Here is a 24,541-nt window from a genome sequence, read left to right as displayed (position 1 = left end):
AAACATATCAGCACTCATGCTCCTTTGCTCTGCTGAGAATACTGTAACATAAATAACTGAAACAAAAGTGAAGGATCGCGTTGTGTCGTTTTTAACGATTGTTCAATACGAATTAATCCCAAATAGGCGTTTTCTAACGCCTGCATTGAGAAATCACGCGCAGTTTTTAATCCCAATTTAATCCGATAAGGATGGACATTAAGCTGACTCGCTAGACTCCCTTGCGTAAGGCCGCGTTTACTTAATACTTTTATTTGAATCAACAGCCGAAACTGCCCTACTAGCACTGCATTAATCCTTAACGGCGGTTGCTGGCCCGCTAATAGCTGTTGATAGAGATCTAAGGCCTTTATTTGATTATGCTTAAGAACCGCAGTGACTAAATCAAATACATTTTCATCTAATGATTGCGGAACTAGAGCGGCTACCATGTTTTGATCAATCTTTTTTTCATGGTAAGCCAAAATCTTTAATTTAGTTAAGCTTGCATCCATCATCCCATAATCCGCATTAGTCCGTTGAACCAACTCATCCAAAGCAGCTTCTGATATTTCAAAACCAGCAGTTGATAATTGAGTTCTCACTCTTTGACGAGCTGCTCGTTCATCAAGTGGACTAGCATCAACTAAAACTGCTGTCTTCTTTAATTGCTTTACAATCCCTTTTCGTCCATCAAGCTTTTCATAAGGGGCCGCAAAAACTAAAATTGTAGACGGTTCAGGGTGTTCAAGATACTTTTTTAAGCTATCCAAATCATGTTCAACTTTCGAATGTCTTTTCTCACCAGTTAAGAAGAACGGTTTATTGATAATAACTAATCGTCGTTCACCAAAAAATGGAGTCGCCATCGCATCATCCAAAGCAACTGCCAATGGTGTGGCTTCCATATCATATCGACCAACATTCATAACCTGTTCATTCTCTGGAATAAGGCTTATAAAGGCATCAATTGCCTGCTGTTGAAGGACCTGTTGTTTCCCTAAAATTAAATATACCATTGCTGGGGTTTTAGTTTTTAATTGTGTAGATAATTGGGCAATGTCCAAGAGACTGGGAATTAACTATTAATTCTTGGTTCTCTAACAGTAAAATCCGGACTATGATTTTTGATCGATTCAAAAATCGTAGTCCGGATTTTAAATTATTTATAAAATTAGTCGCCAATCGACTAATTTAGAAAAAAAGTAGTTGCTCATCAGTGACATACTTCATGAATACCTCGTAAGGTGTTTGATAGCCCAATGACTTGCGAGGAATGTTGTTCCGGTAACTCATTATTTGAGCAACCTCTTCATCAGCTAGGTGGCGGAGATCGCGGCCTTTGTGGAGCCCATCGCGCCGCAGAAGGCCGTTGTTGTTCTCGTTTAACCCCCGTTGGTTAGGTGCCCCCACCTCGGCAAAGTAGGTCTGGAGGTCAAATTGGTTGGCAATTACTCGCCAGTCAGCGAACTCCTTCCCATTGTCGAAGGTAATCGACTTGAAGAAGTGGGGTGGAAACTTTGCCAACCATTCCTGTAAGTGCTGGATCACACTGGTGGCCGTCTTACTATGGACGTTAAGCTTAACGTCCATAGTAAGACGGCCACCAGTGTGATCCAGCACTTACAGGAATGGTTGGCAAAGTTTCCACCCCACTTCTTCAAGTCGATTACCTTCGACAATGGGAAGGAGTTCGCTGACTGGCGAGTAATTGCCAACCAATTTGACCTCCAGACCTACTTTGCCGAGGTGGGGGCACCTAACCAACGGGGGTTAAACGAGAACAACAACGGCCTTCTGCGGCGCGATGGGCTCCACAAAGGCCGCGATCTCCGCCACCTAGCTGATGAAGAGGTTGCTCAAATAATGAGTTACCGGAACAACATTCCTCGCAAGTCATTGGGCTATCAAACACCTTACGAGGTATTCATGAAGTATGTCACTGATGAGCAACTACTTTTTTTCTAACTTAAATTGACATTTCGGGACTTAAATTTCTAAATTCTTTAACTCTAATAGAATTGTATCTTCTGCTACTGATCCATTACGAGCAATGCTAAGACTTTCAGCAATCTTTAAAGCCTTTTTAGCTTCTTCCTTGTCGTTCTTTAGGATGTAGCTACGACCTATACAAAGATATAGTTCATCTAATAAGAATAATGAATCATGTTCCCGACAAAGTTCAATTCCCTTATTAGCAACTTCAATAGCGTTATCAGGGTCTTCAAGTTGCAGATATAATTCTGCAATTTGACAATCAATTGATGCCCATTGATAAAGGCTCCCAATCAATTTTTTATTATCAATCAGTTTTACAGACCGGTTAGTTAACCGTGCTGCCCGTTCTTTATCACCACGTTTTAAGTAAGCAAGCGCCATTCCTGCAGTTGTCATAGCTAAATAAATATTAGCACTAGTAGTAGCAAATTGAGTTAAAACAAGTTCAAAATTAAAAATGGCTTCATCAATTTGATTACTTTCAACTTGAACCATTCCTACTAGATAGTAGTAACGTTGTTTATCAAAATCACTTTCTAGATTTTTTACATGAACCTTCTTCAAAAGCGCTGAAGCATCTTCAAAATTGCGTGAAATCAAATTATCAACGATTTGGTTGAATGTTTCATTAATTCCACTAACTTCATTTTCGACAATTCGATCAGAAGAAATATTTAAGCGTTCACATATTGCCGTTAAAATATCCATTTTGGGTAAGCGATTTTGTTTTTCCATTAGGCTGATTGTCGCTTGAGTACAAATCCCTTCAGCTAAAGCCGTTTGGGACAATCCACGCTTGCGACGAATTTGTTTTAATACGTCTCCTCGGAGTCTCATTTAGTCTTCGTTATATTTCTTTTGACCAACACGTTCAGTACCAAGCTTACGGAAGTCGTATTTAATCTTGCTGTTTCGTTCAAATTCTTGTAATCCTAATTGAATTAACCGATCAATCAAGTCAGTATATGAAATACCAGAAACTTCCCACATTTGAGGGTACAGACTAATGTTAGTAAATCCTGGTAATGTATTTGGTTCACCAAGATAAGGGACATTATTGCTGTCAACTAAAAAGTCAATCCGAGCCATTCCCTTCATTCCTAATGCCTTGTATGCTTTCAAAGCCATATCTGTAATTTCATCAACTAAGTATTGTGGTAATTTAACAGGAAGTTCAAAAACAACCCCGCTGGCATCCACAAACTTATTTTCGTAATCATAGAATGGATCGTCCTTAGGTACACGAACAGCTCCTAACTTAGAGGCAATTGGATGTTCATTTCCTAAGATTGAAATCTCAATTTCTTGAGGATTAGCGATCCCCTGTTCTACTAAGATCTTGTAATCATACTTAAAAGCATCATCTAACGCTTTTTCATATTCTTCAGCGTTAGTAACTCGATGAATTCCAACGGAGGAACCTTGCTTAGCTGGCTTTACAAAAGTGAGATTACCTAATTTTTCTTCAATCCGGCTCCATGAATAATCAGCCCGGTTTTCTGGCGTAACTACTACATAAGGGGTGTTGCGAATACCAGCTTGACTAATAATCTTCTTAGTAAGATCCTTGTCAAAAGACATCGCACTAGCTGCAATATTTGAACCAACGTATGGCTTATTAAGGAGCTTAAAGAGGCCTTGAATTGTACCATCTTCACCTAAATTACCATGGATAACAGGGAAGAAGAAATCAATTTCCTTTTGTTCGTTTAAGGCCATAATTGGTGCTAATGGACTACTCATATCCATCTTTTGATATGCTTCTGCTACCACTTGGTCTTCAGGTTCACCATCAAAGATCTTTTGAGAATCCTCATTGCCTAATAGAATTCCATCCTTTGTAAACATAAAAAGACTTACATCATATTTTTCCTTATCAAGAGCATCATAGATATTATGTGCTGATCGCTTTGACACATCATGTTCAGAGGAGTTACCACCAAATAATAAAGCGATGTGTAATTTTTTGGTCATTTATTTAACTTCAACAATCCAGTTTTTTTCCATATCGCTTGAATTTAATCCAGCCGGATCATCAATAATAGCTTCATTTATTTTGGTAATCTTACCATCAATGGGACTATCCACATCGGTAACTGCTTTTTCTGCTTCAACTGCAATAAATTTGTCAGCTTGTTTCAAAGTTGTCCCTACTGCTGGTACATCGATGAAACTTACTTCTCCTAACTCATCACGGCCTTCATCGTTTAAGCCGACACGCTTAGTACCATCTGCTTGCTCTTTTACCCAAAAATAATCTTTTGCCATCTATCTAAATTCACGATTACTGCTAAACATATAAGAATGATGATGGTAACGCATCGACATTACCATTCCAATCCCAATCAAGTTACCAATTAATGAGGATCCCCCAGCACTAATAAATGGAAGCGGAATACCTGTTAATGGTAATAGACCGATGTTCATTCCAATATTTTCAAAAACGTGGAATAAAATCATCATGATAACTCCGGTTGAGATATAAGCATAGAATTCGTTCTTGGTATCGAATGTTACTCGAATCATTAAGTAGATCAGTAACAAGTAGATAAGGATTAATAAAACCCCACCAATGAACCCAAAATTCTCACCGATAACGGAAAAAATCATATCTGATTCACGAACCGGAACATAAACCTTTGAGTTATTAAAACCAGTTCCAGTAATACCACCCGAACCAACCGCTTTAATACTCTGCCATAACTGATACCCTTGGTTAGTTGTATCCTGTTCTGGATGAAGCCAGGTATCAACCCGATCAAACTGGTATGCTTGAAACCCAACATGTTCAAGTATTTGTCGCCCAACCGAACTAGTTACCATCGCTAAGGCTGAGCCCCCAACAACAACTAATATCGTAGCTGCTGGCGCCAAAATTCGCCAAGTAACTCCAGAAACTAAGACCATTCCACAGAAAATAGCGAAGAATACTAACCCAGTCCCAAAGTCATTTTGAAACTTCAGCGAAATTAAAATTGGTAATAGCCATAAGAACATCGTCCCAATTAATCGCCAATCTGAATCAACAGTATGCACACTATATCGGTTATTATGAGTCGTAATAACACGCCCCATCATTAAAATATAGGCAGGCTTCATTATTTCCGAAGGCTGAAACGTAAATGGTCCAATTGCAAACCAACTCTTAGCCCCGGTACTAGCATAATAGGCTCGACTATAAAAGACTAGGATTGCGAACATTAAAAATACACTTAGCCAGTATACAATTGGTGCTAATTTCCATAATTGTTCAGCATCAAATTGCATAATGACAATAATAAGGATTGTTCCAACCGCATACCAAACCAACTGGGTAATAACCTGTCGTGCTACACTAGTTTGCTGCCGATCATGAACTGCCGCTACATAGATTGAAGCAAGACCAATCAAGGCTAACAAAAGAACACAAAATATAATTCCCCAGTCAATCCGACTTTCTACATCATTTTGCGAACGTTGCATCTAATGCTGGTGAAGATGATATTGTTGAAGGACTATTTCTAATCCCTCTTCTTGAGAACGAACATAAAATTCGCTCTGGTCACTTATCAGCATTGCTTTGAAACGTTCATTATCGGTTACAACTTCACCAATCAATCGGTCTCCAATAAAAATTTGTTGAACCGGTTGATTACGACGTTCAATATCTTTAACGCTGACTTCTACTTTTTTATCTTTCTTTGACACTTACCCCTGACGACGAAAAGTAAAATGATTAGGTACCGGATCATAGCCACCACGAGAAAACGGCTGACAACGAAGGAGCCGCCAACTTCCGAGCAATATCCCCTTTAAACCAAAGCGTTGTAAAGCTTCTAACATGTACTGTGAACATGAGGGGGTAAAGCGACATACACGAAATGGTCGTTGGGCGGAAATGCCTTGTTGATACCAGCGTATAAGGTCACATAAAATCCTTACCATTTACTTCTTTCGTTCAGTCTTTTGCATCCGTTCTAACATTTCACCAGCACCCTTAGCAACATTGTCTAATGGGTCTTGTGAAACAACAACCGGTACCTTTAGACGAGCACTGAATAATTGATCGACACCCTTTAACAAAGAAGTACCACCGGTTAACATTATTCCCCGGTCAATAATATCACTAGCTAACTCTGGTGGAATTGTTTCTAATACATTTACAGCGGCTGAAACAATTTGTTCAAGCGTATCGTGCAATGCTTCTTCAATTTCATTTTCATTAACCGTGATTTGCTTTGGCATTCCAGTAGCTACATCACGACCACGAACATCCATTGTTTCAGGATCATCAACCCGTAATGCAGTCCCGAGTTCCATTTTGATCTTTTCAGCAGTATGTTCACCAATTACTAGGCCGTGCTTATTCTTAATATAAGAAGCAATATCACTATTCATCTTATCACCGGCCATCCGAATTGACTGGCTTGAGACAATATCGCCTAATGAAAGAATGGCGATATCACTGGTACCACCACCCATATCAATGACCATGTTTCCACGAGGTTTAAAAATGTCTAATCCAGCACCAATTGCTGCTACTTTAGGCTCGTATTCAAGGTAAACTTTACCACCACCAGATTGTTCAGCGGCTTGAATAATTGCCTTTCGTTCAATCTCAGTAATATTCGTTGGTGCGCAGATCATGATGTTTGGCTTTGACATAAACCCTTTAACGCTTAGTTTACCAATAAAGTAGGAAAGCATTTCTTGAGTAACATCAAAATCAGAAATAACTCCATCCTTTAATGGACGAATAGCCCGAATGTTACTAGGAGTACGTCCAACCATTCGGTATGCTTCTGAACCAACAGCCAATACTTTATTGGTTTTTGTATCAACCGCCACAACTGACGGTTCATTTAGAACAATACCCTTGCCTTGAACATAAATCAAAACATTGGCAGTTCCCAAATCAATTCCAATATCCTTTGCCATTTAATCTTGATTTGTTTTATTCTTAGAAGGCTTTACCGCCAATTTAATTTTATCCTCGACATCAATTCGATCAATCTTGGCCCCTAATTGTTGTAACTTTTGGTGAAGATGGTAATATCCCCGATCAATATATTTTAGGTTACGAACCTGGGTAATTCCATCAGCAACTAACCCGGCCAATACTAAAGCAGCCCCCGCTCGTAAATCAGAGGCAGCTACTTCAGCGCCACTAAAACACGTGGGACCATTTAAAACCGCAACTGGACCATTAATTTGAAAATCGGCGTTCATTCGTCGTAATTCTTCTAAATGCATAAAACGCTTCTCAAAAATCGTCTCATCTAGGGTACTGGTCCCATTTGCCAAAAGCTGGAGAACGGACATTTGTGGTTGAAGATCAGTAGGAAATCCTGGGTATGGAAGAGTCTTAATATTCGTGGGAATTAGAACAGAAGTCCCAAGAACACGGATCCCGTCTTCTTGAACGATGACTGTCACCCCCATTTCCTCCAATTTAGCAATTAGTGAGGTGTTATGCTCAGCGATTGCTCCTTCAACCACTACATCACCATTAGTAATGGCTGTCGCAATCATAAATGTTCCTGCCTCAATTCTATCTGGCATTACTGTATGTTCACAACCATGAAGGAAATTAACCCCTTGAATCCGGATAATGTCTGTTCCAGCACCATGAACACGTGCACCCATTTTATTCAACATATTTGCTAAATCAACAATTTCAGGCTCACTGGCGGCATTTTCAATTGTTGTAATTCCCTGCGCAAGGGTTGCTGCCATCATCAGATTTTGTGTTGCACCGACACTAGGAAAATCTAGATAAATATGATCACCAATTAAGTGTTCAGCCCGTGCTTCTAAGTATCCATCGTGTTGCTCAATAACCGCTCCTAATTGACGTAATCCCTTAAGATGTAAATAAATTGGCCGCGAACCAATCGCACATCCACCAGGAAGCGCAATTTGCGCATGACCTGTCCGAGCTAGCAAGGGGCCTAAGACTACCATCGATGCCCGCATCCGGCTAACATATTCTAATGGTGCTTCAGATAATACAGGGTCAGCTGCATCAATTGTTAAAACATGCTTATTTTTATCAAAATCTACTTTTATATTTAAGAACCGTAATAACTGATTCATTGTCGTTACATCCGATAAAATGGGAACATTTGATAATTTAATGTTTCCACTAGAAGCCAAAATAGATGCCGCTTGAATTGGTAAGACTGCATTTTTTGCTCCTTCAACTTTAACTCGACCGGTTAACCTCTGACCGCCCTTAACAACAATTTTTTCCATCTATCGAATTAAATATGTCAAATTACCAATTGCACTTAGGATATTTAAGAAAAATGTCGCACATAAATATCCTAGTCCAGTAGCCATCAAAACAATAAGTAGAGGCAATGTACGTGGTGGTCGGTTAAAAAAATGCTCAAAATGTATCCCTTGAATAGCAAAAAACGCTAACCAGACAAATGCCAGTTGCACTATTATTTCTATTAGCGCTCGTAATCCTGTAATTTGCAATCGATCACCCTCTTTTAAACTAAATTCAATCATTTAGATATTGCGTTGCTTAGAAGCAGCATTCAAACGGTTAATTGCACGCTTGAGGTGAACTTCTGCACGTGATAAATCGCTCTGGTTATGCTTCTTCTTTGCTTCTTCGATTGCAGACTCAGAACGCTTTTTAGCTCTCTGTGCCCGCTCAACGTCAATTGCTTCAGGCATTTCAGCACTATCAGCTGCGATTGTAGCATTTTGACCATCAAATTGAATGATCCCACCGTTAACCGCTGCAACTTCATCAGTGCCTTCAGAATGTTTAATTCGAACTGTACTGATTTCAAGTGCAGCAATTAATGGTACGTGGTTAGCCATGATTCCCATTTGTCCACCAGCAGTGTTCATAACGAGCATAGTAACCTTATCATTATCATAGACGGTGCCATCTGGAGTAATAATAGTGACCTTAAAAGTATTTTCAGCCATCTAGTCTTCTGAGCTATCTTCGTCAGTCTCAGCCTTCATTTTCTTTGCCTTTTCAACAACGTCTTCAATTGGTCCAACTAACCGGAAAGCTTCTTCTGGAAGATCATCATACTTACCAGCAAGAATTTCCTTAAAGCCTTTAATTGTTTCCTTTAATGGAACATATTTACCAGGTAAACCTGTAAATTGGGAAGCAACACTAAAGCTTTGGGAAAGGAAGTTTTGAATCCGCCGTGCACGAGCAACGATTGTCTTTTCTTCGTCAGATAATTCATCCATACCTAAAATAGAGATGATATCTTGAAGTTCATGGTATCGTTGAAGAACGTGTTGAACCTGTGTAGCAACTTCATAGTGTTCTTTACCAACAATTTCTGGAGTAAGAGCAGTAGAAGTTGAAGCTAATGGGTCAACGGCTGGATAAATACCGATTTGGGTTAATCGACGTTCCAAGTTAGTAGTTGCATCCAAGTGGGCAAATGTCGTAGCTGGTGCAGGGTCGGTATAGTCATCAGCTGGAACATAAACGGCTTGAATAGACGTAATAGATCCCTTCTTAGTTGAAGTAATCCGTTCCTGTAACTGACCCATTTCAGTAGCTAATGTTGGCTGGTAACCAACGGCAGAAGGAATCCGACCCAAGAGGGCAGAAACTTCTGAACCAGCTTGTGTAAACCGGAAGATGTTATCGATAAAGAGCAAAACATCTTGTCCCTTTACATCACGGAAGTATTCCGCAATTGTTAAACCAGTTAAGGCAACCCGCATACGGGCACCAGGTGGTTCGTTCATCTGACCATAAACCATGGCCGTCTTTTCAAGAACTCCAGAGGCCTTCATTTCATAGTACATGTCATTACCTTCACGGGTACGTTCACCAACCCCTGTGAAGACAGAAATACCATTATGACCTTGAGCAATGTTATGAATCAATTCCTGAATCAAAACGGTTTTACCAACACCGGCACCACCGAATAGACCAATCTTACCACCACGAACATATGGAGCTAGTAAATCAATAACCTTGATCCCAGTTTCCAAAATTTCGGTAGCATTGTTTAAGTCATCATACTTTGGTGCATCGCGGTGAATAGGCATCCGCTTTGCATCAGGGCCAAATTTCGGTCCGTTGTCAACAGGTTCCCCTAAGACGTTAAATACTCGTCCCAGAGTATCATCACCAACTGGTACACTAATTGATGCGCCAGTGTTTTCAACTTCCATACCACGTTGAAGACCATCAGTACCGTCCATGGCAATTGTTCGAACAACACCATCACCTAATTCCAAGGCAACTTCAGTTGTTAAAGTCTTACCATCGCTTTCCTTAATCTTCAAAGCGTCATTAATTTCAGGAAGTTTTTCGTCTAAGGGAAATTCAACATCAACAACTGGTCCGATAACTTGTAAAACTTTACCAGAACTCATTTATTCTTGAGCAGTCATACCACCAGTAATTTCTGTAATTTCGGTGGTAATTGCTGCTTGCCGTGCTCGGTTATATTGCAATTCGAGAGTAGAGATAATGTCATCAGCATTATCTGTAGCTGAACGCATTGCATTCGCACTTGAAGAGTGTTCTGATGTCTTGGCATCAAGAATCGCTCCGTAAATCAAACTTTCTGCATATTGGGCAACCAATGCAGAAATGATTTCTGTATCTGACGGTTCAAATTCATACTCGGCAGAAACGTGCGCAGTACTTACATCAGAATTATTTAATTCTGTATTTTCTTGTGCTTCATTTTCGTCATTGAGTAATGACTTTTCAGTAATTGGGAGTACATCGTGAACAATAACATTTGATGTAATCCGGTTAACGTAATGACTGTAAACCATATACATTTCATCAAATACTTGATCACTGTACATTTGAACAGCGGTCTTCACAATACTGTGAACTTCACGATAGGTAGGAACATCGCTAACGCCTGAATATTCGTAAACGACATTCATTCCCCTCTTCTTAAAGAATTCTGTCCCTGTTTTACCGACCGTCAAAAATACTGTGTTGTCTTTATCAAGATTGTGCTTAGCCATCATATCTAACGTTTGCTTGATAATGTTACTGTTGTAACTACCAACCAAACCTCGGTCAGACGTAATCACAAGCACCCCAGTCTTTTTAACTGCGCGCTTTTTAAACAGTGCAGCGTAAACATCATCTTGCGAAGCTGCAGATGTTGCGCTGTGAGATTTAACCAGATCAGACAACATTTGCTTAACCTTCTCAGCATATACTTCGTAGGTCTGAGTGTGGTGTTGAATTTGATTCAGTTTTGCGGTTGAAACCATTTGCATCGCCGAAGTAATCTGACGCGTACTCTTAGTGGAATCAATCTTATGTTTAACTGCAGCGAGTGAAGCTGGCACCTATTTTTCTTCAGCGGCTTGCTTTTTAGTTCCTTGAAATGTTTCAGAGAACTTAGCAACAGCATTTTGCAAGTCATCGCCTTCTGGTAGCTTACCAGTCTTCTTGATGGTGTCGTAGAGGTCTTGGTGGTTAGCATGCATGTAAGCAGCCAATTCACTTTCGTAACGTTGAACATCTTCAATTTCGACTTTATCGATAAAACCACGTGAAAGAGCAAATAATGTTACAACTTGTTCTTCTACTGGTAGCGGATCATGTAATCCCTGCTTTAAGACTTCCATAGTCCGTTGACCACGAGCCAATTTAGCTTGCGTAGCTGCATCAAGGTCGGAACCGAATTGAGCAAAGGATGCTAATTCGTTGTATGAAGCAATATCCAAACGCAAAGTACCAGCAACTTTCTTCATTGCTTTGATCTGAGCGTCACCACCAACACGAGAAACTGAAGTACCAGCATCGATAGCTGGACGTTGACCTGCATAGAATTCATCTGAATCTAAGAAGATCTGACCATCAGTAATAGAAATAACGTTAGTAGGAATATATGCAGAAACATCACCAGCTTGCGTCTGAATGATTGGTAAGGCGGTCATTGAACCACCACCAAGATCATCAGACAAACGAGCAGCACGTTCTAGCAACCGTGAGTGAGTATAGAAAATATCACCAGGGTAAGCTTCACGACCAGGAGGACGACGAAGAATTAATGAAAGTTCACGGTATGCATCCGCTTGTTTTGATAAATCATCATAAACAATAAGAACATCTTTACCGTTGAACATAAATTCTTCACCCATCGCAGCCCCTGCATATGGCGCAATATATAACATTGGAGCAGGATTTGAAGCACTAGCTGAAACAACAATTGTGTAATCTAATGCTCCATACTTACGAAGGGTTTCAACACTAGCCCGAACAGTTGATTCCTTTTGACCAATAGCAACGTAAATACAAATTACGTCTTGGTTCTTCTGGTTAATAATAGTGTCTAACGCAATGGCAGTTTTACCTGTCTTACGGTCACCAATAATCAATTCACGCTGACCACGTCCAATTGGAACTAAGGCATCAATAACCTTAATACCAGTTTGAAGTGGTACACTAACACTCTTACGCTCCATAACACCTGGAGCTTTACGTTCAATTGGACGAGTTTTATCTGTCTTAATCTCACCAAGACCGTCAATTGGACGACCTAATGAGTCAACAACCCGTCCTAATAATGCATCGCCAACGGGTACTTCCATGATTCGACCCGTCCGCTTAACGGTGTCTCCTTCACGAATGCCTGTGTAATCCCCTAAAATAACAATACCTACATCATTACTTTCGAGGTTTTGAGCCATTCCGTAGACCCCGTTACTAAATTCGAGCAACTCACCAGCCATAGCATTATCTAAGCCATCGGCACGAGCAACTCCATCACCAACATAGGTAACAGTACCGGTTTCTTCGACAGATACTTTGTCTTGGTAGTTGGCGAGTTGTTTTTTGATGAGTGAACTGATTTCCTCAGTTTTAATGCTCATTTATCTAACTAGTAAACGACGAATTTGCTTAATCTTTGAGCTGAGACTACCATCTAATGTCTTATTATCAACATGGACAATAACCCCACCTAAAATTTCTGGATCAACATGTTCTGTTAAGGTAACTTCATTAGCACCAAAACGTTTTGCAAGATTAGCCTTTAGTTGATCCTCTTGTTGTTTATCGAGTTGGATCGCTGTGGTAACGTCAGCATGCATCCGCTTCATTTTACGGTCATACCGCCGTTCAAACTCATCAATAATTGCGACCATGCAGTCAATACGGCCGTAATCGAAAACCATTTGAATTAAGTTAGCAACGTACTTTGAAGCACCTTGCTGTAAATCTTTAATCAATGATTTCTTTTCATCAAGTGACAGTTGAACTCCCGCAAGTGCGGCGTCCAATCCCTCGTTGTCCTCAAAGACTTGGCGTAAAGCAATCAATTCTTGATAAGTTTGATCGAGTTCGTTATCAGCATCGACCAATTCAAACAGTGCTTTCGCATAGCGATCAGCAACTGTCTTCTTATCAAGACTCATTCAAGACTCATGTTCTACCAACCCTTCGATATAGGAATCGATCAATTCTTTTTGATCGTCTGCCTTTAATTCTTTTTGGATGAGTTTGGAAGCAATCTCAATAGATAAGTTTGCAACGTCATCCTTAGCACTGTTTAATGCATCGCGACGTGCTTGCTCAGCATCTTTTTGTGCTTGTTGCTTGAGAGCTTGGGCATCTTTTTGCGCTGTTTCAACAATCTGTGCTCGCTGAGTTTCCCCAGACTTTTTAGCATTACTTACAATCTCAGCAGCTTCTTGCCGTGAGCTTTGTAACTCAGCTTGTCGCTTTGCAGCCATCTTTTCAGCACTTTCACGTGAACGAGCAGCATTATCAATGTCATTAGCAATCTTATCTGCACGTTTCTTCATCATATCTGTTACCGGTTTCCAAGCAAAATGCTTAACTAATAGCATTAAGATGATAAAAGTAACGATGTAGAATACCAAGTCACCAATGTATAAACTGTTTGATTCAGCTAACACACTGTTTACAAACATTTACTTGTTCATAACAAGGAAGCCAATAACGATGGCAATAATAGGCATGGCTTCAATCAAACCAACACCAATAAACATCGTTGCTTGTAATCTACTTTGTAATTCTGGTTGACGTGCGATACTGTCAACTGTGTGTCCGATTAAGATACCGTCACCGATACCACCACCGATAGCGGCACCCATAGCCGCGAGTCCTGCAGCAATTGCTCCTAATGCCATTTATTCGGAAATCTTCCGAGAAATATAAACCGTCGTTAATGTTACAAAGACATATGCCTGAATCGAACCGATAAATACGGAGAATCCTTGCCATGCTAGTTCCAAGAACAACCCTGGAATAATAGTTAGGATTCCATGTGAGAATGCCATATTAGCAATCAAACTCATTAAAAGTTCACCGGCAAAAATGTTACCAAAAATACGGAGACCAAGAGTTAAGAAGTTAGCAAAGTCTTCGATAATGTTAACAGGAAGCATTAAAGTAAATGGTTTAGTGTACCCTTTCAGGTATCCACCAAGGCCATTATGTGCTACTCCAGCAGCGAATGCTAATACCATTACCATTAAAGAAAGTGTTAACGTAACAACTGGATCTGCCGTTGGACTTCTAAGCACCTCAGCTCCGTTCCAATGGAATTGGAAAATTAAACCGAATTGGTTTGCAAAGAAGATGAAAACAAACAAAACAAAGGCAAAGAAACTATAGTGACCTTGTTCGGATGCTGGCATCTGGCTTCGCACAATTCCATTAGTGAAGTCAACTAGCCACTCAAATACATTTTGTGCACCAGTAGGCTTCATTTGGATCTTTCGTGACATCCCGTAAAGAGTGAAGAACACGATTGCGTAGATAATCAGTCCAGAAACAATGTTCGTAGTATTGAACGTAAGTCCGAAAAGCTTAAAAGTTAAAGCATCACCGCCCATCTACATTTCACTTTTGGCTTTTTGTGGAAGGATTAAATTCATTATTATCCCGAGGACAGCTGCAACAGCTAATCCAGAGAATTGATATTTTCCTAATTGAAGATAGGCATTTCCAATCCCAATTACTAAAATAACCGATGAAATCATCAAATTTCTTTTTTCATTAAAATCAATTTTGTTTTCAATCATTACGCGCAATCCGCTAGAAGCAATCACACCAAATAGTAGGAATGAAATCCCACCAATAACTGGTGAAGGAATAGATTCAATCAAGGCACTTAATTTACCAATAAAGCTAAAGAAGATGGCAAATACAGCTGCTCCAGCAATAACGTAAACTGAATGGACACGCGTAATTGCCATTACCCCAATATTTTCACCATAACTAGTTACGGGAGGGCCGCCAACGAAACCAGCAATAATCGAAGCCGTCCCATCTCCCGCAAGCGTATGGTTCAATCCTGGTTCCTTGAAGTAATTTCGCTCAGTCAACTCGTTTAGAACCATAATATGACCTAAGTGTTCTGTCATGGTAACAAAAGCGATTGGGGCCATACTCAAAATCGCACCCCAGTATAATTGGGGATGATAATCAACAAATGGAATCTGAAAGTCTGGCAAACTAAACCAATGTGCATGCGCAACTGGAGAAAAATCCACAATGCCAAATAAGACCGCAATAATATAACCAGCGACAATCCCCATCAAAATCGGAATTAAACCGAGGAATCCTTTAAAATACATATTGAAGATAACTGTTATTGCCATCGTAAGCATTGCGACCGCAAAAAAGCGCAAATCATAATGGCCAGTAGCCGAATTGATGGTAGCATCTTTGGCGGCAGTTCCTGCTAATGATAATCCGATTACAACAACAATCGGACCGACAACAATTGGTGGCAAAATGCGGTCAATCCATTGCGAGCCAACCAACGTTACAATTACTGATACGATTAAATATACGCACCCAACTGCAATGGTCCCCTGTGCAATACCCGGATAACCAGTAGTTTTCATTAAGGCCATCATCGGGACCACAAATGAGAAACTCGATCCCATATAAGCCGGAATCTTATGCTTAGTAATGAGTAAGTACATCAGGGTTCCTACTCCCGAACTAAATAAAGCAATTCCTGGATTTAATCCTACCAAAATTGGGACCAAGACAGTGGAGCCAAACATAGAAAACATATGTTGCAAAGATAAGCCAAACCACTGCCAGGGAGCTGGTCGTTCATCTACATCTAAAACAACATTATCACGGTGCGCCATTTACTTTGTTTTAGGGTAATTGTCAACAACAGATTTACGACGCTTTGTCATCACCCAAGCGGTCATAGGAACAGTGATCAGCACCCCGATGAAAGAGATCAGAATTTCAATCATTTCTGCCACAAAAATTTTGTTATTCATAATTGTACCAAAGGAATAATGGAGACCTAAGAACCAAATAAATAGTGCTAAGAATCCTCCAAAGAAGCCAAAGAAAAGCGTATTAAATGTTGTTCCAATAATCTGTTGCCCAATTGCCATCCCGCTATGAATTAATTGACGATTAGTTCTTTCAGGATGATTCTCAAGGATTTCGGTAAGGCCAGAGGAGATCGCCATCGCCGCTTCTGCAATTGCTCCGAGTGAACTCAAAATAGTAGTAGTAACAGAAACTTTGAAATAACTAATTCCAATTAAAATTGACATCCCTTCTAACTCATCACTATCTTCTGTTCCAAAGCCCTGCACCATTGCCCAGTGCTCGACAATAAAGATCAGCACTAAAATTAAGCATAGCACGATGAGTGAAGCATAAAATGCCGTCACGGTTGTCCGCAAATCATCTTCCCCCATGAAAATAGTTATTGCCAAAATTGTAATCCCAATAGTTACCGTTACAAATAACGGGGGAACATGAAACGCGACTAAAATAATTGCAAAATATAAAAAGCCAAAATTAAGAAGCAAGCTTAAAAAAGCTGTCCAGCCCTGTTTCCCTCCCACAAGGACCATCAAAATTAGCAATACTAAGCCAAGACCCGTAATTGTCGTCATTCATCTTTGCACCTTCTTCCCTAATAATAATGCCCCAAATAGACTGACAAGGGGAACTGAAAGGACAATTCCAATCCCACTGATCAGGCTCTGAATAGTCCCTAAGCTCATATTCATTGCATAGGTATATCCCCACGAGTTACCGTTTTTGATATACAAAAGACTACCAGTAAAGGTATCCACCATAAAAATTAAAAACAAAACATTTATTAACGGTCCCATAATTGATTTACCAACATTACGGCCAGAGATAAATAACTGTTTGCGGGTAGCAGCTGGATTTAACTGCTTTAACTCAAAAAGTGTGGCAATAATATCGCTTGATTCATCCATTACCGCTCCTAAAGACCCCAACAATGTTTCAGCTAAGAAAAGCGGTCGAGGAACTTGCGTAACATATTCCATTGATTCATAGTAAATCCCCCGTTCATGCGTCCACATAAATACAAGCATACTTACTCCCAAGGCAACAAATGTTCCAATAACTGTTGCCGCAAAAGTCGCCAGCATCCTTTTACTAAAACCAAGAACTAATAATAAGCTAATAAACGTAAAAATTATGGCAAGAACGCTAAAAAGCAGCATGATATGCTGACCATTTTGCTTTAAGTCGATCTCAATTGCAATTATAAACAAAAGAGCATTAATTACTACGCTTAAGAATGCAAACATCCCTGAACGCCCCATAAGGAGAAGCAGCATCAAGACAACAAGCCAAAGTAAAAAGACAATTACTGTGTCTCGCTTATAACCGTTAACATTGGCGGTCAGTTTTCCGCCTCGTTTGCGAAGCTGGGTTAAAAATACTTCATTCCCTACCCGATAACGTTGATCCATCGGTTGCGAATCGCTATATGTATTTTGGACTGTTAATTTTTGCCCGCGATATTTGCCATTCATTAGTTTTACTTGGAGTTGTTGATTATATTGATGGTCAACATTATCAAACTGGTCTTTTACTCTTTGTTTACTCATCGTTTTTTTGCTGATTACTTTAGCAATTGGTTGTTGATAAAACTGTTCATTATGGCTGGTAAATAAGAGAGCACCAATTCCAACAACCATTAAAAAAATTAACAACCAGATTCTTTGCTTTGTCCAGTATTGCTTAATCACTTAGTTTGCTACCAACCAATCTTGAACTAACTTTTTCACACCGGTCATTGAATCACAAGTTGTAACAGCCTGTTGGTAGAGTTTCTGACATTTTTTGCTGTCTAATTGCTTCATCATTGAACGTGTCCGTAAAATAGAACTAGCACTCATCGAATAGACATCCAATCCCATCCCGATTAATAGTGGCAACGCATAATGATCTCCTGCCATCTCTCCACACATCGCTACCGTTGTATTATGAGCATGCCCAGCATCGATAATGTGCTTAATTAATTTTAAAAAAGTTGGATTTAGCGGCTGGTAAAGGTACGAAACTGAATCATTACCACGGTCAGCCGCAAAACAATATTGAATTAAGTCATTAGTTCCAATGCTAAAGAAATCAACTTCTGCTGCTAAGCGATCAGCATTTAACGCGGCTAATGGAACTTCAATCATTATCCCAAGATGGATATCGCGGCCAATTCCTGGATGATCAACAGCTAATTTCTGCTGCTCCTCATAATAGATTTTCTTAGCTGCTCGTAATTCTTCAAGCGTGGTAATCATTGGAAACATAATATTAATCTTCCCAAACTCGGATGCTCGGAGTAAGGCCCGCAGCTGAGTCCTAAACATTTCTGGTCGATCAAGAGTAATCCGAATAGCCCGGTACCCAAGGAATGGATTCATTTCTTTGGGTAAGGGCATAAATTGAAGTGGTTTATCTCCACCGATATCTAAGGTCCGAACCACTAACCGTTTCCCATTTAACTGTTCAACAGCTCGGCGATAAGCATTAAACTGCTCTTCTTCGGTTGGGAGGTGGTCACTTTTCATATAAAGAAATTCGGTTCGAAATAGGCCAACACCATCAGCACCATTTTCTATTGCTGACGAAATATCCACTGAAGAACCAATATTAGCTGAAATCTTGTACCGTTGACCATCGGCGGTTACTGAGGGCTGGTTAATCATTTTTTTCCATTGCTGACGGACATTCATAAACTTATCAGTAATTTTTTGGTATTGTTTAACATCATTTGTTGATGGTTCAACAATTGCACTCCCTTCAAAGCCGTCAACAATTACTCGTTGGCCATTCTGCACCTTTTTGGTTATGTCGTTACACCCAACAATTGCTGGAATCTGTAAAGAACGAGCCATAATCGCTGCGTGACTAGTCCGCCCACCCAAATCAGTAATAATTCCCTTAACAAAGCGGCCATCCATCTGTGAAGTATCGGCCGGACCAATCGAATGGGCGACTACAATGACAGGGTGATCTAATTCACGTAAATTAGGGAGCTTCTTCCCTTCTAACTCTGCTAAAACCTGGTCTTGAATATTTTGAAAATCAGATGCCCGCTCTTGCATATATTCATTTCCAGTCATCGCCTGAAGGGTTTTGATCATCTTAGTAATTACTTCTGCAAAAGCCGATTCTGCATTTAAGCGTTGATTGGTAATCCGATTTTCAACTTGTTTAATCATTTCAGGATCATTTAAGATTGCAATGTGGGTATCAAAAATTGCCAAATTTTCTGCATTAAGTTTATTAACAAGCTTCTTTTTGGTTTCCTTTAGTTTCTGAATGATCTTCTCAAAAGCATAGTGTAATCTCGCTTTTTCACTATCGGGGTCACTAATATGATATTTTTCAAAACTAAGATTAGGCTTCGTCAATAAGTAAGCAGGTGCAATTCCCACTCCATCACTGGCTGCAATTCCATTAATTTGGGTCTCCATCTACTTAGTACCAAAAAGACGGTCACCAGCATCACCTAACCCAGGAACAATATATCCATCTTCATTAAGATGATCATCAAGTCCTGCTGTATAAATATCAACATCTGGATAAGCGTCGCGCACAGCCTTAACTCCTTCAGGTGCTGCAACTAAGCAAGCAAATTTCATGTTCTTTTCTGAGCAACCGCGCTTCTTTAAGGCTTCGATTGCCATCATTGCTGAACCACCAGTTGCCAGCATTGGGTCAACGATGAATAATTGCCGTTCTGTAATATCATTAGGTAACTTAACAAAGTATTCATGTGGCTTTAAGGTTTCTTCATCCCGGTACATTCCGATAAAACCAATTTTAGCTGCGGGGATAAGGTCCGTCATCCCATCAACCATTCCGATTCCGGCCCGAAGAATTGGAATAATCGCCACCTTTTTACCAGCCAATTCTTTCTGGGTCGTTTTAGCAATTGGCGTTTCAATTTCAACATCCTTTAATGGCATGTCGCGTGCAACTTCATAAGCCATTAAAGTTGAAATTTCTTTGACAGTTTCCCGGAAAAACTTTGTCCCAACATTTTTATCCCGAATCATTGTTAGCTTGTGCTGAATCAATGGATGATCTAACACTTCAAATTTACCCATTTAGTTAAGCGGATAATTTGTGGTTAGTTCGTGTACCCCTTTTGCGACCTCTTGTAGACACTCTTCATCGGTGGGATTAGTTAAAGCTGTACTGATTAATTCCGCAACTTTTTGCGCATCCTCTTCCTTAAATCCGCGGCTAGTAATAGCAGGAGTCCCAATCCGCAAACCACTTGTAATAAATGGACTTCGTGGGTCATTCGGAATGGCCTCCTTATTGGTTGTAATGTGGACACGGTCAAGGAGATTTTGCGCATCTTTTCCTGTTAAACCAGTCTTAGTAAGATCCAGAACGAGAAGATGATTTTCAGTTTTTCCTGAAACCATCCTAATTTGTTTACTAGTATTAAATACTTTTTCCATTGCTTGAGCATTTTTTACAACTTGTTGGATATATTCCGTATATTCTGGTTGCAAATCTTCATAAAATGCTTGAGCTTTCCCCGCAATTACATGTTCCAGTGGTCCGCCTTGGATCCCAGGGAAAACTGCTGAATTAATTTTCCGTCCTAATTTAGTCGATTTAGAGAGGATCATTCCTCCCCGTGGGCCCCGAAGAGTTTTATGAGTAGTAGTAGTAACGACATCAGCAATTGGAAGTGGACTTGGATGGACACCAGTTGCTACTAGTCCGGCAATATGGGCCATATCAACCATCAAGTAAGCCCCAACTTCATCAGCAATCTTCCGAAATTCCTGCCAATCAATAATTCGACTATAGGCAGAAGCACCCGCAATGATTAATTGTGGCTTTACTTTTTTAGCTAAAGCCATAATTTCATCATAATCAAGCTCTTCAGTATCTGGATTTAGGCCATAGCCATACGTCTTATATAGTTTTCCGCTAAAATTGACCGTTGCTCCGTGAGTTAGGTGCCCACCAGCATCCATCCCCATCCCTAAAATCACATCTCCGGGCTTGAGAAGTGCTTGATAAACTGCCATATTAGCTTGTGATCCGGAATGAGGTTGAACATTAACATATGCTGCATTGAATAACTTTTTAGCATAATCAATTGCTAATTGTTCAACTTGATCTATAAACTCACAACCACCGTAATACCGCTTATTAGGATATCCTTCAGCATACTTATTTGTTAGAACTGACCCTTGAGCTTCACGAACAGCATCTGAAACAATATTCTCGGAGGCAATGAGCTCAATCGTATCTTGCTGGCGTTGTTCTTCATTTTCAATGGCTGCCCATAATTGGGGTGATTTTTTACCATAGTTCATTTATTTTACCGCATTCCTATCAAAGTGCATACCACCAGCCGACTTATTTAACCGATTCATGTATGCGCCCCCTAAATCATGAGCTGGAAATGCTTGAGTGACAATCGCTTTAACATTAGGTTGGTCATCAAATTGCCGTAAGCCATCAAATAGACGAGCACTGGCATCTTGAACATTTTTTCCTAATGAAAATTGAATAGCATTCATCGGCAATACTTCTTGTTGGAGAACCTTTTCTTCAGCCATCATCCCAACGTCAAATGGCTGTTGTCGTATCCATTCAACAACTTTATCCCAATCAGTATCTTCATCAACAATATATACTTGGGCCTTAGGTGCATAGTGCTTGTATTTCATTCCGGGTGCTTTAGGAGTTTCATTTTTGCCTACTTTATGATGATTAAGGTCAATGGATCCAATCACTTTTTCAATGTCCTTCTTCGTAACAGCACCAGGACGTAAAATTACAGGGTGGTCTGTTGACATATCAAGGACAGTGGATTCAACTCCTACCCGTGTCGGACCATTATCCACAATTCCAGAGATCTTACCATGCAAGTCATGATAAACGTGTTGGGCAGTAGTCGGGCTCGGTTTCCCAGAAGTATTAGCAGATGGTCCCACCATCGGAACACCAGCTTCTTCAATTAAGTCAAGGGTTGGTTGACAGTCGGGGTAACGAAAGGCGACAGTTTTCAAACCACCTGTGACGGTTTTTGAAAGCGCACCCTTCTTAATCTTCAAGATAATAGTTAAAGAACCAGGCCAAAATGCATCCATCAACTTTCGGGCATTATCAGGAATCTCGGCAGCATACTTTTTAACCATTGCGATGGAGTTAACATGAACAATCAATGGATTATCACTTGGCCGCCCTTTTGCTAAATAAACATTCTTAACGGCTTTTTCATTGGTCGCATCAGCCCCTAATCCATAAACAGTTTCGGTTGGAAAAGCCACTAATTCACCGCGCTTAATCGCAGCTGCTGCTTGGGCAATCTCACCATGTCGAAAAATCTTCGTATCCATCTATCTTCCTCCTACGTTTGAAAAATCCCATGCGTGTATCATCCTCATTTTTCCTGCCACATCATGTCGTGGGCATATCTGTGCGTGTTCATCGGTTTGATGTAGTAATTCTTGAATTGACTCCTCTTGATCATAACCAGTTTCGCCAAATATTTGACCAGTTGTAGTTAGGTATTGCCCTGCTTGCTTAAATAAGCGATGATAGAATCCTAACCCATGTTCACTAGCAAATAGGGCTAGGGCTGGTTCGTTTTCAAGGACCGCTTGATCAATTTCACTAGTATCGTCCGAGTCAATATAAGGCGGATTAGTCACAATTAAATCATATTGCTGATCAATATTTTCAAATAAATCGCTTTTAATTAACGGCAACTCCAGGTTAAACTTAGCCATATTTTTCTGAGCAATAGCAAGCGCAGCGGGTGAAATATCACTTAAACTTACATGCCAATTTGGCCGTTCAAGTGCAAGGGTAATGCCTATCACTCCACTCCCCGTTCCTAAATCAAGGACTCTTAATGGGCGAGATGGCATTTCTTGTAACACCCAATCGATTAACTCTGCTGTCTCAGCTTCTGGAATCAAAACATTTTTATTAATTTTAAAAGTTCGTCCATAAAATGGGGCCTGCCCAACAATATATTGAGCAGGCTCATGATTAAGCAATCTTATTATGGCATCCTTCCACCAGTCTACTTCGTCAGCTGGCATCTCATCACGATTATGCAAAAGTAAGTGAGTCGCATCCCAACCATGTGATTGCTGAAGTAAAAACTGAGGGGCACCTGGGTCAATATCTGTTCCTTGTAATTGTTCTTTTGCCCATCGCTGAGCCATAAAGTAGTTGGTCGGTACGAAACTACTCATCTACTCATTCCGTAATTGCTCCAACTTTTGCGTTTGGTCGGCAACAATCAATGCTTCAATAATTTCATCGAGGTCACCAGCCATAATCTTATCAAGCTTATTTAATGTTAATCCAATACGGTGATCTGTTACCCGGTTTTGTGGGTAGTTGTAAGTACGAATCCGTTCTGACCGATCACCTGTCCCGATCGCGTCTTTCCGCTTTTGATCATAGGCGCTCTGTTCTTGTTGTTGGTAATAATCATAAACCCGTGACTTCAAAATCCGCATTGCCTTAGCCCGGTTCTGCTGTTGTGAACGCTCATCTTGCATTGCAACAACAATCCCTGTTGGCAAGTGGGTCATTCGAACAGCTGATGAAGTTTTGTTAACGTGCTGACCACCAGCACCGCTTGAACGGTAAACATCAACCCGGATATCTTTAGGATCGATATCTACATCCACATCTTCAGCTTCTGGCATTACCCCAACCGTCGCAGTTGACGTATGAACACGTCCAGCAGATTCAGTAACAGGAACCCGTTGAACACGATGCGCACCGTTCTCAAACTTAAGCTTAGAATAAACCTTATCCCCAGTAATCATTAAGGCAATTTCCTTAAAGCCACCGACTTCAGTTTCATTTCGATCCACAACTTCTACTTTCCAGCCTTGCTTTTCAGCATAACGAAGATACATGTTATATAGATCAGCAGCAAAGAGGCTTGCTTCATCCCCTCCGGCAGCTCCACGGATTTCCATGATAATGTTTTTATCATCATTAGGGTCTTTAGGAATTAGTAGAACTTCAAGCTCTTTTTCTAATTGTGCTTGTTCTTCGCGCGCTTCCGCTAACTCTTCCTTGGTTAAGGCCGTTAAATCATCATCATTTGTTTCACGCAATAGTTCTTCATCATCACTAATCGTTTGGGTGACTTTTTTATATTGATTATATTTTTCAACTGTTTCACGTAAGCTTCCTTCTTCTTTTGAAAGCTTCATAAAACGTTGCGAGTCGGCAATTACTTCTGGATCACTGATCAATTCATTTAGTTCATCGTAACGATCAGCAACTGCTTGAAGCTTATCGAAAATTTCTTCCATT

At 40.2% G+C, this 24,541-nt stretch carries 27 protein-coding genes and 2 pseudogenes; 1 reads left to right on the top strand and 28 read right to left on the bottom strand.

Going from position 1 to position 24,541, the window contains the following annotated elements; all coding sequences use genetic code 11:
• Positions 1-14: 14 nt before the first annotated feature.
• Positions 15-1,046: a DNA polymerase III subunit delta gene (holA, locus tag HHK02_RS03215; RefSeq protein ID WP_003671201.1), complete on the bottom strand. Its 1,032-nt coding sequence runs from the start codon at positions 1,044-1,046 to the stop codon at positions 15-17.
• 127 nt (positions 1,047-1,173) lie between these two features.
• Positions 1,174-1,566, bottom strand: a pseudogene (locus HHK02_RS03210) (IS30 family transposase); the annotation flags it as partial.
• Here HHK02_RS03210 and HHK02_RS03205 point away from each other — a divergent pair.
• A pseudogene (locus tag HHK02_RS03205) lies at positions 1,558-1,947 on the top strand (IS30 family transposase); the annotation flags it as partial. The pseudogenes HHK02_RS03210 and HHK02_RS03205 overlap by 9 nt on opposite strands.
• Positions 1,948-1,968: 21 nt before the next feature.
• Here the strand turns inward: HHK02_RS03205 and HHK02_RS03200 are convergent.
• The 26 genes from HHK02_RS03200 to prfA are packed head-to-tail and all read right to left on the bottom strand — an operon-like array spanning position 1,969 to position 24,540.
• Positions 1,969-2,814 carry a helix-turn-helix domain-containing protein gene (locus HHK02_RS03200; RefSeq protein ID WP_003672385.1) on the bottom strand — a complete coding sequence of 282 codons (846 nt, stop codon included), beginning with the start codon at positions 2,812-2,814 and terminating at the stop codon, positions 1,969-1,971.
• The gene (locus HHK02_RS03195) at positions 2,815-3,951 is read right to left on the bottom strand and encodes a D-alanine--D-alanine ligase family protein (protein WP_181462758.1); all 1,137 of its coding nucleotides are present in this window, start codon (positions 3,949-3,951) and stop codon (positions 2,815-2,817) included.
• Positions 3,952-4,245 carry a glycine cleavage system H family protein gene (locus HHK02_RS03190; protein WP_003672558.1) on the bottom strand — a complete coding sequence of 98 codons (294 nt, stop codon included), beginning with the start codon at positions 4,243-4,245 and terminating at the stop codon, positions 3,952-3,954.
• Positions 4,246-5,439 (bottom strand): FtsW/RodA/SpoVE family cell cycle protein, encoded by a 1,194-nt coding sequence (locus HHK02_RS03185; protein ID WP_003666583.1) that lies wholly within the window; start codon positions 5,437-5,439, stop codon positions 4,246-4,248.
• Entirely contained in the window at positions 5,440-5,664 is a 225-nt protein-coding gene (locus tag HHK02_RS03180; RefSeq protein WP_003666580.1) for a DUF2969 domain-containing protein, read from the bottom strand.
• On the bottom strand, positions 5,665-5,901 hold the full coding sequence (gene yidD, locus HHK02_RS03175; protein WP_011953410.1) for a membrane protein insertion efficiency factor YidD: 237 nt from the start codon (positions 5,899-5,901) through the stop codon (positions 5,665-5,667).
• Entirely contained in the window at positions 5,902-6,894 is a 993-nt protein-coding gene (mreB, locus tag HHK02_RS03170; RefSeq protein WP_003666578.1) for a rod shape-determining protein, read from the bottom strand.
• Positions 6,895-8,211: a UDP-N-acetylglucosamine 1-carboxyvinyltransferase gene (gene murA / locus HHK02_RS03165; protein ID WP_181462757.1), complete on the bottom strand. Its 1,317-nt coding sequence runs from the start codon at positions 8,209-8,211 to the stop codon at positions 6,895-6,897.
• The gene (locus HHK02_RS03160; RefSeq protein ID WP_003667560.1) at positions 8,212-8,475 is read right to left on the bottom strand and encodes a DUF1146 family protein; all 264 of its coding nucleotides are present in this window, start codon (positions 8,473-8,475) and stop codon (positions 8,212-8,214) included.
• Positions 8,476-8,907: a F0F1 ATP synthase subunit epsilon gene (locus HHK02_RS03155; protein ID WP_019254221.1), complete on the bottom strand. Its 432-nt coding sequence runs from the start codon at positions 8,905-8,907 to the stop codon at positions 8,476-8,478.
• Positions 8,908-10,335: a F0F1 ATP synthase subunit beta gene (gene atpD, locus HHK02_RS03150; RefSeq protein ID WP_003666573.1), complete on the bottom strand. Its 1,428-nt coding sequence runs from the start codon at positions 10,333-10,335 to the stop codon at positions 8,908-8,910.
• The gene (locus tag HHK02_RS03145; RefSeq protein ID WP_003672563.1) at positions 10,336-11,280 is read right to left on the bottom strand and encodes a F0F1 ATP synthase subunit gamma; all 945 of its coding nucleotides are present in this window, start codon (positions 11,278-11,280) and stop codon (positions 10,336-10,338) included.
• The gene (gene atpA / locus HHK02_RS03140) at positions 11,281-12,810 is read right to left on the bottom strand and encodes a F0F1 ATP synthase subunit alpha (protein WP_003672565.1); all 1,530 of its coding nucleotides are present in this window, start codon (positions 12,808-12,810) and stop codon (positions 11,281-11,283) included. It abuts the gene before it with no gap.
• Positions 12,811-13,353, bottom strand: coding sequence for an ATP synthase F1 subunit delta (gene atpH, locus HHK02_RS03135; RefSeq protein WP_003666566.1), 543 nt, complete (start codon positions 13,351-13,353; stop codon positions 12,811-12,813).
• Positions 13,354-13,872 (bottom strand): F0F1 ATP synthase subunit B, encoded by a 519-nt coding sequence (atpF, locus tag HHK02_RS03130; RefSeq protein ID WP_003666564.1) that lies wholly within the window; start codon positions 13,870-13,872, stop codon positions 13,354-13,356.
• Positions 13,873-14,091 (bottom strand): F0F1 ATP synthase subunit C, encoded by a 219-nt coding sequence (gene atpE, locus HHK02_RS03125; RefSeq protein WP_003666561.1) that lies wholly within the window; start codon positions 14,089-14,091, stop codon positions 13,873-13,875.
• Positions 14,092-14,799, bottom strand: coding sequence for a F0F1 ATP synthase subunit A (atpB, locus tag HHK02_RS03120; protein WP_003666558.1), 708 nt, complete (start codon positions 14,797-14,799; stop codon positions 14,092-14,094). It lies immediately after the preceding gene.
• On the bottom strand, positions 14,800-16,071 hold the full coding sequence (gene uraA / locus HHK02_RS03115) for a uracil permease (protein WP_003666556.1): 1,272 nt from the start codon (positions 16,069-16,071) through the stop codon (positions 14,800-14,802).
• Positions 16,072-16,845: a YibE/F family protein gene (locus tag HHK02_RS03110; protein ID WP_078009145.1), complete on the bottom strand. Its 774-nt coding sequence runs from the start codon at positions 16,843-16,845 to the stop codon at positions 16,072-16,074.
• A complete protein-coding gene (locus tag HHK02_RS03105) occupies positions 16,846-17,961 on the bottom strand; it encodes a YibE/F family protein (RefSeq protein ID WP_003672570.1) in 1,116 nt (371 codons plus the stop codon).
• Positions 17,962-19,689, bottom strand: a complete 1,728-nt coding sequence (gene ptsP, locus HHK02_RS03100; protein WP_181462756.1) for a phosphoenolpyruvate--protein phosphotransferase — start codon at positions 19,687-19,689, stop codon at positions 17,962-17,964. It lies immediately after the preceding gene.
• Positions 19,690-20,325, bottom strand: coding sequence for a uracil phosphoribosyltransferase (gene upp / locus HHK02_RS03095; protein WP_003676152.1), 636 nt, complete (start codon positions 20,323-20,325; stop codon positions 19,690-19,692). It abuts the gene before it with no gap.
• Complete coding sequence (gene glyA, locus HHK02_RS03090; protein ID WP_078009142.1) at positions 20,326-21,561, bottom strand: serine hydroxymethyltransferase; 1,236 nt, start codon at positions 21,559-21,561, stop codon at positions 20,326-20,328.
• Positions 21,562-22,590 (bottom strand): L-threonylcarbamoyladenylate synthase, encoded by a 1,029-nt coding sequence (locus tag HHK02_RS03085; protein ID WP_078009141.1) that lies wholly within the window; start codon positions 22,588-22,590, stop codon positions 21,562-21,564. It lies immediately after the preceding gene.
• Positions 22,591-23,457 (bottom strand): peptide chain release factor N(5)-glutamine methyltransferase, encoded by an 867-nt coding sequence (prmC, locus tag HHK02_RS03080; protein ID WP_181462755.1) that lies wholly within the window; start codon positions 23,455-23,457, stop codon positions 22,591-22,593.
• Positions 23,458-24,540: a peptide chain release factor 1 gene (gene prfA, locus HHK02_RS03075; RefSeq protein ID WP_003676159.1), complete on the bottom strand. Its 1,083-nt coding sequence runs from the start codon at positions 24,538-24,540 to the stop codon at positions 23,458-23,460.
• Between the last annotated feature and the right edge of the window lies 1 nt (position 24,541).

The organism is Limosilactobacillus reuteri, from assembly GCF_013694365.1.
GTDB classification, from domain to species: domain Bacteria; phylum Bacillota; class Bacilli; order Lactobacillales; family Lactobacillaceae; genus Limosilactobacillus; species Limosilactobacillus reuteri_E.
The sequence above is the reverse complement of the archived record's forward strand: the minus strand, read 5'-3'. Positions and strand labels throughout refer to the sequence as shown.